The 14,284-nt window shown below is 63.2% G+C and carries 7 protein-coding genes; 3 read left to right on the top strand and 4 right to left on the bottom strand.

From position 1 onward, the window contains the following. Window positions 1-5: 5 nt before the first annotated feature. Entirely contained in the window at window positions 6-3,428 is a 3,423-nt protein-coding gene (locus RC54_RS14590; protein WP_058895831.1) for an ATP-binding protein, read from the top strand. Further along, a complete protein-coding gene (locus RC54_RS14595; protein ID WP_061789544.1) occupies window positions 3,406-4,392 on the top strand; it encodes a response regulator transcription factor in 987 nt (328 codons plus the stop codon). Before RC54_RS14590 ends, RC54_RS14595 begins: the two co-directional genes overlap by 23 nt. A gap of 52 nt (window positions 4,393-4,444) precedes the next feature. Here RC54_RS14595 and RC54_RS14600 read toward each other — a convergent pair whose 3' ends face one another. The 4 genes from RC54_RS14600 to RC54_RS14615 are packed head-to-tail and all read right to left on the bottom strand — an operon-like array spanning window position 4,445 to window position 13,470. Continuing rightward, entirely contained in the window at window positions 4,445-5,947 is a 1,503-nt protein-coding gene (locus tag RC54_RS14600; protein WP_123020502.1) for an efflux transporter outer membrane subunit, read from the bottom strand. A 5-nt stretch (window positions 5,948-5,952) separates the two neighbouring features. Continuing rightward, on the bottom strand, window positions 5,953-9,084 hold the full coding sequence (locus RC54_RS14605) for an efflux RND transporter permease subunit (RefSeq protein ID WP_061789543.1): 3,132 nt from the start codon (window positions 9,082-9,084) through the stop codon (window positions 5,953-5,955). Continuing rightward, entirely contained in the window at window positions 9,081-12,314 is a 3,234-nt protein-coding gene (locus RC54_RS14610; protein WP_061789542.1) for an efflux RND transporter permease subunit, read from the bottom strand. Before RC54_RS14610 ends, RC54_RS14605 begins: the two co-directional genes overlap by 4 nt. A gap of 4 nt (window positions 12,315-12,318) precedes the next feature. Beyond that, the gene (locus tag RC54_RS14615; protein WP_197416621.1) at window positions 12,319-13,470 is read right to left on the bottom strand and encodes an efflux RND transporter periplasmic adaptor subunit; all 1,152 of its coding nucleotides are present in this window, start codon (window positions 13,468-13,470) and stop codon (window positions 12,319-12,321) included. Window positions 13,471-14,043: 573 nt separating this feature from the next. Between RC54_RS14615 and RC54_RS14620 the strand changes: the two genes are divergently transcribed. Further along, the gene (locus RC54_RS14620; protein ID WP_058895836.1) at window positions 14,044-14,241 is read left to right on the top strand and encodes a hypothetical protein; all 198 of its coding nucleotides are present in this window, start codon (window positions 14,044-14,046) and stop codon (window positions 14,239-14,241) included. Window positions 14,242-14,284 lie beyond the last annotated feature (43 nt).

The raw sequence follows: 14,284 nt of genomic DNA on the forward strand, positions 1-14,284 counted from the left end.
CCAACGTGACCCCACCCGCCACCCAACGCATCGTCAAGGTCCGCCGCGACTACAACACCTGGGTCGCCAACGAGACACTGGAAGACTATGCCCTGCGCTATACACCACTGTCGTTTCGGCGCTGGTCGGAATTCCGCCTGGCCAATACCGCCCTGGGCGCCACCTCCTTCCTGGCGCTGGAAGCCATCAGTGGCGCCATCACCCTGAGCTATGGCTTCACCAATGCCTTCTGGGCCATCGTCTGCGTGGTGGTGCTGTTCTTTTTGACGGGGCTGCCGATCAGCTACTACGCCGCCCGCTACGGGGTGGACATGGACCTGCTCACGCGCGGCGCCGGCTTCGGCTATATCGGCTCGACCATCACTTCGCTGATCTACGCCAGCTTCACCTTCATCTTCTTCGCGCTGGAAGCGGCCATCATGGCCCAGGCCATCGAGATCTACTTCGGCCTGCCGCTGGTGTATGGCTATGTGCTCTGTTCGCTCATCATCATCCCCATGGTGGCCTACGGCATCACCCTCATCAACCGCCTGCAGATGTGGACCCAGCCGCTGTGGCTGGTGCTGCTGGTGCTGCCCTACGTGTGCGTGCTGTACAAGGAGCCCGAGGCCCTGTCGAACCTGTTGAGCTTCGCCGGCCGCGCCGAGGAAGGTAGTTCCTTCAACCTGACCCTGTTCGGTGCGGCGGCCACGGTGGCCTTTTCGCTCATTGCGCAAGTGGGTGAACAGGTGGACTTCCTGCGCTTCCTGCCGCAGAAGACCAGCGCCAATCGTGGTCGCTGGTGGGGCGCGCTACTGTTGGCCGGCCCTGGCTGGATTCTGCTGGGTGGCGCCAAGATGCTGGGCGGCACCTTGCTGGCCTTCCTCGCCATCCAGCATGAAGTGCCCATGGCACGCGCGGTGGAACCGACCCAGATGTACCTGATCGGTTACCAGTACGTGTTCGGCAATCCGGCCCTGGCGCTGGGTGCGGTGGTGCTGTTCGTGGTGGTGTCGCAGATCAAGATCAATGTCACCAATGCCTATGCCGGCTCGCTGGCCTGGTCCAATTTCTTTGCGCGTCTCACGCACAGCCATCCGGGGCGGGTGGTGTGGCTGGTCTTCAATGTGTTGATCGCCGTGCTGCTGATGGAACTGGGCGTGTTCAATGCACTGGAGCACGTGCTGGCGCTCTATAGCCTGGTGGCAATCTCGTGGATCGGTGCGGTAGTGGCCGACCTGGTCATCAACAAGCCGCTGCGCTTAAGCCCTGCCCATATCGAATTCAAGCGCGCCCACCTGTATGACGTCAACCCGGTGGGCGTGGGCTCGATGACCATCGCCACCCTGCTCTCTACGCTGGCCATGTCGGGTGTACTGGGCAAGACGGTGGCGGCGATGGCGCCCTTCATCGCGCTGGGCACGGCACTGGTGAGCGCGCCCCTGATTGCCGTGGCCACCGGCAGCCGTTACTACATCGCACGGCGCGACACCCTGTCCGAGCAGAGCTATCGCCCCTACACCCCCGGCCAGGCGCACTCGGTGCTGGATTGCGTGATCTGCGGCAATGCCTTCGAAACCCCGGACATGGCGCATTGCCCGGCCTACCAGGGCGCGATATGTTCGCTGTGCTGTTCGCTCGATGCACGCTGCAAGGACCGCTGCAAGACCCCACGCGCACGACTGCCCAACCAGATCCTGCACACCCTGCGTCAACTGATCCCGGCCCGCTTTACGCTCAAGCTAAATACACGCATCGGGCATTACCTCGCCGTCTTCGGCTTGCTGGCGGGTGGGCTGGCCATCGTGTTGTGGATGCTGTATTTCCAACAGATGGCCGATCTTTCGGGACTGACGCTGTCAGCCCCGGACTCGCTGCGGGGCGTCTTCATCAAGCTGTTCTGCCTGTTGCTGGTGGTGGTGGGCGTGGGGGCCTGGTGGTTGGTATTGACCAACGAAAGCCGCGCCGTAGCGCAGGAAGAATCGGAGCGCCAGACCAACCTGCTGCTGCAGGAAATCGAAGCCCACAAGCAGACCGACGCCGAACTGCAGCGCGCCAAGGAAGCCGCCGAATCGGCCAATCTGGCCAAGAGCCGCTTCGTGGCCGGCATGAGCCATGAACTGCGCACACCCTTGAACAGCATCCTCGGCTACGCCCAGATCCTGCACGTGGATGCCACCATCCCGCCGGCCCGCAAGGAAGCCATCGCCATCATCCGCCGCAGTGGCGAACACCTGTTGAGCCTGATCGACGGCTTGCTCGACATCGCCAAGATCGAGGCCGGCAAGATGCGCCTGGCTTCCGACGAACTGGCGCTGGAAGCTTTCCTGGAGCAGATCGTGGGCATGTTCGCGCCGCAGGCTGAACAAAAGGGCTTGCAGTTCCGCTTCGAAAAAACCGGGCGCCTGCCGCAGATCGTCCATGCCGACCAGAAGCGGTTGCGCCAGATCCTCATCAACCTGCTGGGCAATGCGGTCAAGTTCACCGACCGTGGTGGCGTCACACTCAAGCTGCGCTATGCCCGCGAGATCGCCTACTTCGACGTCATCGACACCGGCATCGGCATTGCCGAGGACGACCTGGAACGCATCTTCCTGCCCTTCGAACGCAGCAGCGCCGCCAATCTGCGCGAAGACATCGGCACCGGCCTGGGCCTGGCCATCAGCCGTATGCTGGTGCACATCATGGGTGGCGAACTAGGCGTGCAAAGCCAGGTCGGCCAGGGCAGCAGCTTCCACCTGAAGATCTACCTGCCCGAAGTCCACGTCCCGCGCCCGCGCATTCCGCTCGAAGATCAGATGTCTGGTTACCTGGGCCGTTCGCGCCACATCCTGGTGGTGGACGACCAGGCCTCGCAGCGCCGCCTGCTGCAGGACATGCTGCTGCCGCTGGGCTTTACCGTCAGCCAGGCCGACAGTGGCCTGGCCTGCATGGAGCGGCTGGCGCATGAAGTGCCGGACCTGGTGCTGCTGGACATCGCCATGCCGCAGATGGATGGCTGGACGGTGGCGCGCGCCATCCGCGCCCGTGGCCTGACGCAATTGCCCATCCTGCTGGTCTCGGCCAATGCCTTCGAAAACCTGCACGAGCGCAACGAGCCGCCGCTGGTCAATGACTTCGTGGTCAAGCCGGTGTCCTATAACGAACTGCTAGGCAAGATCCGGCAGCATCTGCAACTGGACTGGGTGGCCACACCGGCCGCGCCAGCGGTGGTGTCGCAGTCGCTGATGCTGGTGCCCACGCAAGACAAGCTCGCCGCCCTGCTGGAGCTGGGCCACATCGGCTACGCCAAGGAAATCCTGCGCCAGCTCGATGCTCTGGAAAGTGGCAATCCGGCCTACCTGCCCTTCACCACCGAACTGCGGCTACTGGTCAAGCAATTCCGATTGAATGAATACGTCACCCGTATCAAGGAGCTGATCCGACATGATCTCAACGACGTTCGATAGACACGTGGTCCTGATCGTCGATGACATGCCCGATAACTTGGCCATGTTGTCCGACGCACTGGATGAAAGCGGCCATATCGTTCTGGTCGCCACCGACGGCCAGGCGGCCCTGGAACGGCTGGACCACATCACGCCCGACCTGATCCTGCTGGACGCCATGATGCCCGGCATCGACGGCTTCGAGACCTGCCGCCGCATCAAGCAGGTCAAGCGCGTGGCGCATGTGCCGGTGGTGTTCATGACCGGCCTGTCGGAGACCGAGCATGTGGTGCGGGGCTTCGAGGTCGGCGGCATCGATTACGTGACCAAGCCGATCCGACCACAGGAAGTGGTAGCCCGCATCGGCGCCCACATCCGCACTGCGCGCCTGATGACGCAGACGCGCGGCGTGCTGGAACATGCGGCCCATGCAGTGATCGTGCTGGGCGGCAATGGCCTGCCGATGTGGCAGACCAGCAAGGCATCGCAATGGCTGGAAAAATATTACGGCCCGGCCGCACCCACCAGCCACAAGCTGCCCGCGCCCTTGCAGGTCTGGCTCAACGAACAGCTGGTGCGCCAACGCCAGGGCGGGAGCCTGGACCATGTGCCGCCGCTGATCGTGCGGCACCAGCAGGATGCCTTGCACATCACCCTGTCCGGCCCCGGCCAGGGCCATGGCGTGAGCCTCGTGCTGGAAGAAAAGACCGCGAGCGCCGCCCTGCGTACCGACGAAGGCATGAGCCTGCCGCCCACGCTGGAAAGCTGCCGCCTCACCCCGCGCGAGAACGACGTACTGCTATGGCTGGGCAAGGGCAAGACCAACCGCGACATCGCCGAGATCCTCGGCATGAGCCCGCGCACGGTCAACAAGCACCTGGAACACATCTTCGTGAAGCTGGGTGTGGAGACACGCTCGGCTGCAGCGGTGCTGGCCAGCGCAATGGCGAGCGCACCGGCCAGCGGCAGCCAGTTGCTGCAATAACGCACCTCTGCGACTGATGCAGGTTCAGGGCGGCACCTTGGCCGCCCTGCCATCAATTGGCCGGTGTCTTGTCGGCCTGATGGGCTGCGGAAGAAGCCTCACCGTCATCGGCATGCCAACCGCCTCCCAGGGCGACGATCAATTGCACGCTGGTGGTCAACTGCGTGCCCTTGAGTTCCCACAGGCTTTGCTGTGCGGAGAGGCTGGTGGCCTCGGTGGTGGCCACGTCCAGGTAGTTGATCTTGCCGGCCTCGTATTGATCGCGGGTCACCCGGGCCGACACGATGGCCGCATCCGTGGCCGCCTGCTGGGCCTGTATTTCGGACTCCATGATGCGCATCTTGGCCAGATAATCTTCCACCTGCCCCAGGGCCGTCAGCACCGTCTGGCGATAGCTGGCCACGGCCGCATCGTAGCTAGCGCGGGCTTGCTCAACCTGGGCCTTGATGGAACCGCCATCAAAGAGCGTCTGGCTGAACGAGGGACCGAGCGACCAGAAGCGATACGGCGCCGTGAAGAGCTTGCTGGCGCTGCTGTTCTGGAAGCCGGCACTGGCCGAGAGCGTCAGGTCAGGATAATAGGCGGCGATGGCCACCCCGATGGCTGCATTGGCCTTGGCCATGCTGCGTTCGGATGAGGCGATGTCGGGGCGCCGCTCCAGCAGCGTGGAGGCCAGCCCCACGGGCGTGACCGGCACCTGCATCGGGCCGCCGATAACGGCCGGCAGCGAAAACGCCGCCGGCGCCTTGCCCAGCAGGATCGCGATGGCGTGCTCGTACTGCGCACGCTGCCAGGCCAGATCATGCATGGAGGCCTTGGCCGACTCCAGCTGGTTGCGTGCCTGCGCCACGTCCGCGCGCGAGGACTGGGCCTCGGTGTACTGGTTCTCGACGATGCTGGCATAGCGGGTATAGGCCGCCACCGTTTTTTCATACAGGGCGATGCGCTCATCCAGAATGCGCAGCGAGAAGTAATCCTGCGCCAGACTGGATTGCGCGCTCAGCAATGCATTGGCCAGATCGGCCTGGCTGGCCTGGGCGCTGGCCACGTCTTCTTCACGGGTGCGGCGCAGCTTGCCCCACAGATCCAACTCCCAGCTCAGGCTGCCCGAGGCCGAGACCTCATTGCTCACGCCGCTACGGGTAGTGCTGGCGGTGCTGGTAGTGGTCTTGCTGCTCGTGGTGCCAGACGCATTGCCGCTGCGCGTGCCGCTGGCCGTGGCCGTGACGGTGGGAAAGAAGCTGGCATCGGCCTGGCGCACGACCGCCTGGGCCTGGGCATACTGGGCCGCGTATTGCGCCACGTTCTGGTTGGAAATCTCCACCTGGCGCATCAGGGCATCGAGCTGTTCGTCCCCGAAGGCTTGCCACCAGGCGCGACGCGGCTGGTCATCGGACGGTGCAGCCTGTTTCCAGCCGGTGGCCTCCTTGTAGGCGATGGGCATATCCACGGTGGGACGATGATAGTCTGGACCCACGGCGCAACCGGCCAGCAGCGTAAGCAAGCAAGCCATGGCCATGGGACGCAGGCGCAGTGATGGAGTCAAAGAAGGCATAGTGATCAATTCTCGCTTGCAGGGACGGACGAACGCGGCCGGCGACGGCGCCATAAGCGCTTGGCCGCGCTGCCCATGCGGTCCATGTAGACATAGACCACGGGCGTGGTATAGAGGGTCAGAAGCTGGCTCAGGGCCAGGCCGCCGCAGATGGTCAGGCCCAGCGGACGGCGCAGCGCGGCGTCGCCACCGGTTTGCAACACCATCGGCAAGGCCCCGAAGAAGGCCGCCATGGTGGTCATCAGGATAGGACGCAGACGCATGCGGCAGGCTTCCAAGATGGCGCGCTCCGCTGCCCAGTCGTGCTGGCGCTCGACGTGCAGAGCGAAGTCCACCATCAGGATGGCGTTCTTCTTGACGATGCCAATCAGGAGCAGCACGCCGATCAATGCAATCACCGTAAATTGCGTATGGGTCGCCAACAGCAGCAGCAACGCGCCCACGCCGGCCGAGGGCAAAGTGGAGAGGATCGTGATGGGATGGATCCAGCTCTCGTAGAGCATCCCCAGCACGATATAGACCGCCAGCAGCGCCGCCAGGATCAGCCAGGGCATGGCGCTGGCCATGGCCACGAAGGCTTGCGCCGTGCCTTGCATGCCGCCATGGATGCTACCGGGCAGGCCCAGGCTGATGACGGCCGCATCGATGGCCGCCTTGGCCTGTTGCAGAGAAACGCCATCGGCCAGGTTGAAGGCGATGGTGGTAGTGGCGCTCTGGTTCTGGTGCGCCACCGCCAGCGGCGCACTGGCGCTTTGCAGGCGTGCGAAGGCCGACAGCGGCACCGCGTTGCCGGCGCTATTGAGCACGAACAACTGCTTCAGTACCTCGGGATCCTGGGTGTATTGGGGCGCCAAGCCAAGAATGGTGTAGTACTGGTTCAGCGCCTGGTATTGCGTGGCGACCTGGCGCTGGCTGAAAGCATTATTGAGAAAATCATCAATGTTCGTCATTTCCAGCCCCAGCCGGCGCGCCGCGATGCGGTCGATCACCAGCTTGACGGCCTGGCCGCCGCTTTGCGCATCGGTGTCCACGCTGGTCAGTTCCGGCAGCTTACGCAGCACCGCATAGACTTTCGGCGACCACTCCCGCAGCGTATCCAGCGAATCCGATTGCAGGCTGTACTGGTAGGTGGCATTGGCGCTGCGTCCGCCCATGCGCAGATCCTGCCCGGCCATCAGGAACAGTGAAGCACCTGGCACACCGCTGGCCTTGCGCGTGAGGCGGTTGGCGATCTCGGTGGCGGTGGATTTGCGCTGGCTGCTGTCCTTGAGGCTGACGAAGAAATTGGCCGTATTGCGCGAACCAAACGCCCCGCCCCCGGTGGAGGCCATGACCGAAGCCACGTCCGGGTCGCTCTGGATCAAGCGGCTGAAGGCCAGCAACTGCGGATGCACCGACTGGAAGGACGCGGCCTGGTCGGCCCGCATCTGGCCCATCAGCATGCCGGTATCCTGGTCAGGGAAGAAGCCCTTTTGCACGGCGGTGAAGAGAAACAGATTCAATGCCACCGTCAGCACCAGGCTCAGCAAGGTCAGGCGCTTGTGGCGCATGACCCATTCCAGGCTGCTGGCATAGCCATCTGATACGGCATTGAGGACGCGCTCGATGGCCCGATAAAATACATTGGGCTGCACCGGTGCGCCCGACGCATCATGCTTGTGCGCGCGCAGCAGGCGCGAGCACAGCATCGGCGTCAGGGTCAGCGAGACGATCATCGACAGAACCAGCGACACCGACAGGGTGACGGCGAACTCGCGGAACAGGCGGCCCACGATGCTGCCCATGAGCAGGATAGGCAGAAACACCGCAATGAGCGAAGCCGTCATCGACAGCACCGTAAAACCGACTTCCTTGCTGCCATCCAACGCCGCCTTCAGCGGCGGCGCACCCTCTTCCAGATGGCGGCTGATGTTTTCCAGCACCACGACGGCATCATCCACCACGAAGCCGGTGGCGATGATCAGCGCCATCAACGACAGGGTATCCAGGCTGTATCCAAGCAGATACATGGCCGCACAGGTGCCGATGAGCGAAATCGGCAAGGCCACCGCAGGAATGAGCACCGCCCGTGCATTGCGCAGGAACAGGAAGACCACGGCAATGACCAGCAGCGTCGAGATCAGCAAGGTCAGTTCGGTTTCGCGCAGGGAGCCGCGGATCGAGGGCGAGCGGTCCATCGCCAGACTGAGCTGCACTTCCTTGGGCAGCATCTTCTGCATGATCGGCAGCTGCGCCTTGATGGCATCGATGGTGGCCAACATGTTGGCACCGGAGGAGCGCGTAATACCCATCATCACCGAAGGCGAGTCGTTGAAGTAGCCCGCCACGTACTGGTCCTGCACCGAGTCATAGACCCGGGCCACGTCGGAGAGTTTGACCGCAGCGCCGTTCTGGTAGCTCACCACCAGGTTGGTGTAGTCGCTGGCCTTGGTCAGTTGGCCGTTGGCATCCACCCACCAGTGCAGGCCCTCGCCTTGCAGTTCGCCCTTGGGCAGGTTGGTGGTCGCATTGGCCACGACCTGGCGCACCGTATCCAGCGAAATCCCGTAGTGGCTCAGCTGTTGCGGCTGCAATTCAATGCGCACCGCAGGCAAAGCGCTACCCATGAGCGAGACCTGCCCTACCCCCTGCACCTGGGCAATGGTCTGCTGCAATTTGCTGGAGGCCAGGTCGTAGAGCTTGCCCTTGTCCACCGTCTTGGAAGTCAAGGCCAGCAGCAGGATGGGCGCATCGGCCGGATTGGCCTTGCGGTAGGTGGGCAAGGTCTTCAAGCTGCTGGGCAGAAGGCTGCGCGCCGCATTGATGGCAGCCTGCACATCGCGGGCAGCACCATCGATATCGCGCTCCAGGTCGAACTGGACGATCACGTTGGTAGAGCCCTGCGAACTGCTGGAGGTCATTTCGGTGATACCGGCGATCTGCCCCATGGCCCGCTCCAGCGGCGCGGCAATGGTCGCGGCCATGGTTTCCGGGCTGGCGCCGGCCAGGCTGGCGGTGACCATGATGGTCGGAAAATCCACCTGCGGCAACGGTGCCACCGGCAGCATCCGGTACGCCAGCGCGCCCAGCAAGGTCAGCGCCAGGCTCAGCAGCAGCGTGGCAACCGGGCGCAGGATGAAAGGACGCGACAGGTTCATGCGGACTCACCCAGACTGGACGCACGGGCGGCCCAGCGGCGTTTGACGGCGACGCTTGCCCGGTCAAAGAACAGATAGATCACCGGCGTGGTGAAGAGCGTGAGCAACTGGCTCAACAAGAGCCCGCCCACGATCACCAGCCCCAGCGGACGCCGCAGCTCGGCACCGGAGCCGGTCGCCAACATCAGCGGCACTGCGCCCAGCAGCGCGGCCATGGTGGTCATCATGATGGGACGGAAGCGCATGACGCAGGCCTGCTGGATCGCATCGAAGGCGCTCTTGCCTTCCTTCTGCGCCTGCAGGGCGAAGTCGATCATCATGATGGCGTTCTTCTTGACGATGCCGATCAACAGGATCACCCCGATCAAGGCGATGAGACTGAAGTCCGAGCCGGTCAGCAACAGCGCCAGCAAGGCACCGATGGCCGCCGATGGCAGGGTCGACAGCACCGTCACCGGATGGATGAAACTCTCATAGAGCACGCCCAGCACGATGTACATCGTGATCACCGCCGCCAGGATCAGCCACAAGGTATTGGAGGTGGCCGACGCAAACGCCTGTGCGGCACCCTGGTAGCGCAGGCTGATGGTGTCTGGCAGGCCGATCTCCTGCACTGCCTCGCTCACCGCTGCCCGCGCCTGCTCCAGCGAATAGCCCTTGCCCAGATTGAAGGAAAGAGTCACGGCCGGCGTCTGGTTCAGACGCGAACGGCTCTGGTAGCCCACCCGCTCCTGGATACGCGCCACGTTGCGCAGTGGCACCATCGGCGTGAGCGTGGTACTGCTCGACGTCGATGTACTGCTGGAGGTGCTGCTGGCGCTGCTCGAACTACTGGAACTGCTGGAGCTGCTGCTGGAACTGGAGCTGGAGGTACTGCTGGAACTGCTCGACGTGCTGTTGGCATCGGCCAGGTACAGCTGATCGAAGGCCGACACATCCTGGCGGAATTGCGGTGCCACTTCCAGCACCACGCGATACTGGTTGGCCTGGGTGAAGATGGTCGAGACCAGCCGCTGCCCATAGGCGTTATACAAGGCCGTATCGACGTCGGTGGCAGTGAGGCCATAGCGGGCCAGCGCCATGCGGTTCATGTCGACATAGGCCACCGGACTGCTGTTCTGCAGATTGCTGGTGATGTCGCGCAATTCGGGATGCTTGGCCAGTGCCGCCACCAGGCGCGGGGCCCAGGCCTCCAGATCGGATTGGGTCGGCGTGGACAGGGTGAGCTGATATTGGCTCGGCGTGACCTGATCATCCACGCTCAGGTCCTGGCTGGCGGTCAGATAGAGCTTGATACCCGGCACTTGTGCCGCAGCCGCGCGCAGGCGCTCGATGATGACCGGCGCCCTGTCGCTACGCTCATCGAAGGACTTCAGTTCGATCTGCAGACGGCCATTGGAGAGCGAGGTATTGTTGGCGCCGTCCACCCCCACCACCGAGGAGATCGACTTGACCGCAGGGTCCTGCTGGATGACCGCAGCCAGCGCCTGCTGACGGCGCGACATTTCCGCAAACGAGACGTTTTGCGGCGCCGTGGTCACACCCAGGAGCTGCCCGGTATCCTGGGTCGGGAAGAAGCCCTTGGGCACGGCCATATACAGCAGTGCCGTCAACACCAGGCTGGCAGCAGCCACCAGCAGTGTCAGGCGCTGATGTCCCAGCACCCAGCCCAGGCTGCGTTCATAGGCCTGCAACAGACGGTCGAAACGGCCGGCGCTCCAGCGGGCAAAGCGTCCTTCCTGCTCGGGTGGAATGTGGCGCAGCAGATAGGCGCACAGCATCGGTGTGAGCGTGAGCGACACCAGCATCGACACCAGAATGGAAACGGCCAGCGTAATGGAGAATTCGCGGAACAGCCGCCCCACCACATCGCCCATGAACAGCAGCGGAATGAGCACCGCAATGAGCGAGAACGTCAGCGAGATGATGGTAAAGCCGATCTCGCGCGAGCCCTTGAAGGCGGCTTCCATGGGACTGTCGCCGTTTTCCAGGTGGCGCTGGATGTTCTCCACCACCACGATGGCATCATCGATGACGAAGCCGGTGGCAATGGTCAGCGCCATCAGGGTCAGGTTGTTCAGTGAAAAACCCGCCAGATACATCACGCCAAAAGTCCCCACCAGCGACAGCGGCACCGCCACGCTGGGAATGAGCGTGGCCGACACCGTGCGCAGGAACAGGAAGGACACCATCACCACCAGCGCAATGGAGAGCATCAGCTCGAACTGCACGTCGGAAATGGAGGCGCGGATGGTCTGGGTGCGGTCGCTCAGGATCTCCAGCTTCACCGCGCCGGGCAGACTCTGTTGTAGCGAGGGCAGCAAGGCCTTGATGCTATCGACCACCTGGACCACGTTGGCGCCCGGCTGGCGCTGGATATTGATGACGATGGCCGGCTTGTTGCCGGCCCAGGCAGCCTGGTAGATGTTTTCCGGGGCCTGGTCGATGCTGGCCACGTCGCGCAGGAACAGGGCCTGCCCGTTCTGGTAAGCCACCACCAGATTGCCGTATTCCTCGGCACTGCGCAGCTGGTCATTGGCATCGATGGTCACCGAATGGGCGGGACCATCGAAGCCGCCCTTGGAACCGTTGACGTTGCCGTTGTTGATGACGTTGTAGAGGTTTTCCAGCGTCAGGCCGTGCGCCGCCAGCGCGGTCGGATTGGCCCGCACGCGAATGGCCAGCTGCTGGCCACCGGCCAGGGTCACCAGGCCCACGCCGGAGACCTGCGACAACTTCAAGGCGATGCGGGTATTGACCAGATCCTGCACCTGGGTCAGCGGTAGCGACTCGGAGGTAGCCGCCAGCGTCAGCACGGCGGTATCGGCCGGGTTGACCTTTTTATAGGTGGGCGGGTTGGGCAAGCCCGAGGGCAGCAGCGCATTGGCCGCATTGATGGCGGCCTGCACTTCCTGCTCGGCCACGTCCAGCGACAGTGCGAGATTGAACTTGAGCGTAATGACCGAAGCGCCACCGGCACTGGTGGAATACATCTGGGCCAGCCCGGCCATCTGGCCGAGCTGCCGCTCCAGCGGCGCCGTCACGGCAGTAGTCATCACTTCCGGGCCGGCACCCGGATAGAGCGTAGTGACCTGGATGGTGGGATAGTCCACCTGCGGCAGCGCCGAAATCGACAGCGTACGGTAAGCAAACATCCCCGACAGCACCACCGCGATCATCAGCAGCAGCGTGGCAACCGGCCGCCGGATAAAGAGACTGGATGGATTCATCGCTTCAACGTCCCGGCGGACCCATGTGCATGCGGTGTTGAGGCGCGTTCTCCAGCTCGCTGGCATCGACCTGCCGGGCCTTGACCAGCTTGACCTTGCTGCCGTTGGTGAGCGAATCGATGCCTTGCGTGACCACCTGGTCGCCTGCCTTGACGCCGCTGCTGATGACGATGCGACCGTCATCGGTCACGGGGCCGGTGCTCACCACCTGGCGCCGCACGGTATTGTCGGCGTTGACCACGAACACGTACTTGCCCGAATCGCTCTGCTGCACCGAGGACGCGGGCACCAGAATAGCCTGCTTGAGAGTGTCCACCTGCAGACGCACGTTGACGAACTGGTTGGGATAGAGCGCGTCATCATTGTTATCGAACAGGGCCTTGAGCTGCACGCTGCCCGTGGTGGTATCGACTTCATTGCTGACGAACATCAGCTTGCCGCTGGCGATGCTCTGCGTGCCCTGCTGCTCCAATGCCTGCACCGGCAAGGTCTGACCCTGGCGCAACGGCCCCAGAACCGACTTCAGGCTGGCCTGGGGAATACTGAATTTCACCGCGATGGGATGGGTCTGGGTGATGGTGACGATGCCGGTGGTATCGCTAGCGTGGACCACGTTGCCCGGATCGACCAGACGCAGGCCGACATAGCCGCTCACCGGCGCGGTGATGCGGCCGTACTGGATATTGAGCTGGGCGGCCTGGATCTGGCCCTGGGCGGCCTGCACGGCCCCTTGGTATTGCAGTACGGTGGAGCGCTGGGTATCCAGATCCTGACGTGCCAGCGAATCCTTGGCAAACAGCCGCTCATAACGATCCAGGGTCTGCCTGGCGCTGACCAGTTGCGCCTGGCTCTGCGCCAGAGTGCCCTGGTACTGGACCACTTCAGCCTGGTAGGCACGGGTATCGAGCTGCGCCAGCAGTTGGCCCTTCTGCACGTATTGCCCCTCGGTAAAGTAGACCGCTTGCAGGTGCCCGTCGATACGGCTGGTCACGGTCACGCTGGCGTTGGCAGTGACCGTCCCCAGGGCGGTCAGGGTCACCGGCACATCCCCGGTCGTAGCTGCGCCGGCCTGCACCGGGGTCGGCATATCCATGTTGGGGAAAGGTCGGCGCCCCATCTTGTGGGACAGGAACCAGCCCACAGCGATGAGCAGCAACAGCACAACGAGGACAAGAAGCCAGCGCAGAGGGCGGCGGACCGGCGGAACAGAAGATTGGGCAGTCATGTGTAGGCGGCCTGGAATTGGATGGGTTCTGGTCAGTCGAATTCGCCCGTCATCACTGGCTGTCCGCTTGGGAGCGGCATGGCTGAACGGACGGACGATATGAAAGGAAGAATGTCTTCCCTGGCCTGCGGCCGTTTCACATTCCATCCGGGGGTGCCAGTGGCCGCTCGCCCCGGCCAGCGCCATCGCGGTGTTGCGACTAGGGTCAGCAAGAGCGCAGGTGAGATCCGTTGGTCACGCCCCAAAGCGCAATCCTGGAAGAATGTGAACGGTCGCTAGTGTGGAGCCTCAATATGGGGCGAGGCAAGTTTTTTACCATTGGTCGCACAGCGCTTACAGCAATTCAACATTTTCCTCATTATTCCCTCAAGATTTGCTGAGCTTAATGGCACTCCTGCTGAGAAGGCCGGCGCGTACGGCGAAGAAAATTCCCCCATGCTCGCTGGCTTCCCCTATCCTTGCACAGGGCACTCACGCCCATCATCACCGAAGCAAGGAGGCATCATGGCCAAGAAAGAGAAACTGGATCCGGAAACCGAAGCCCTGATCCAATGGTGTACCGAAGTCGAGCAATTCCTGGTCAAGGGCGGCGCCACGCTGGAGCAGGCACAGGAGCACATCGAAGAACAGGTCGAATGGTTCACCGACCTCTACTACGATGGACTTACCCCGGAAGAAGCTGCCAAGGAAGCATTGGCCTGATTTTCATCAGATACTTCCCCAACCGCATCCCGGCCCGCAAAGC

The sequence above is a fragment of the Herbaspirillum rubrisubalbicans genome, assembly GCF_003719195.1.
Classification (GTDB): Bacteria; Pseudomonadota; Gammaproteobacteria; order Burkholderiales; family Burkholderiaceae_D; genus Herbaspirillum; species Herbaspirillum rubrisubalbicans.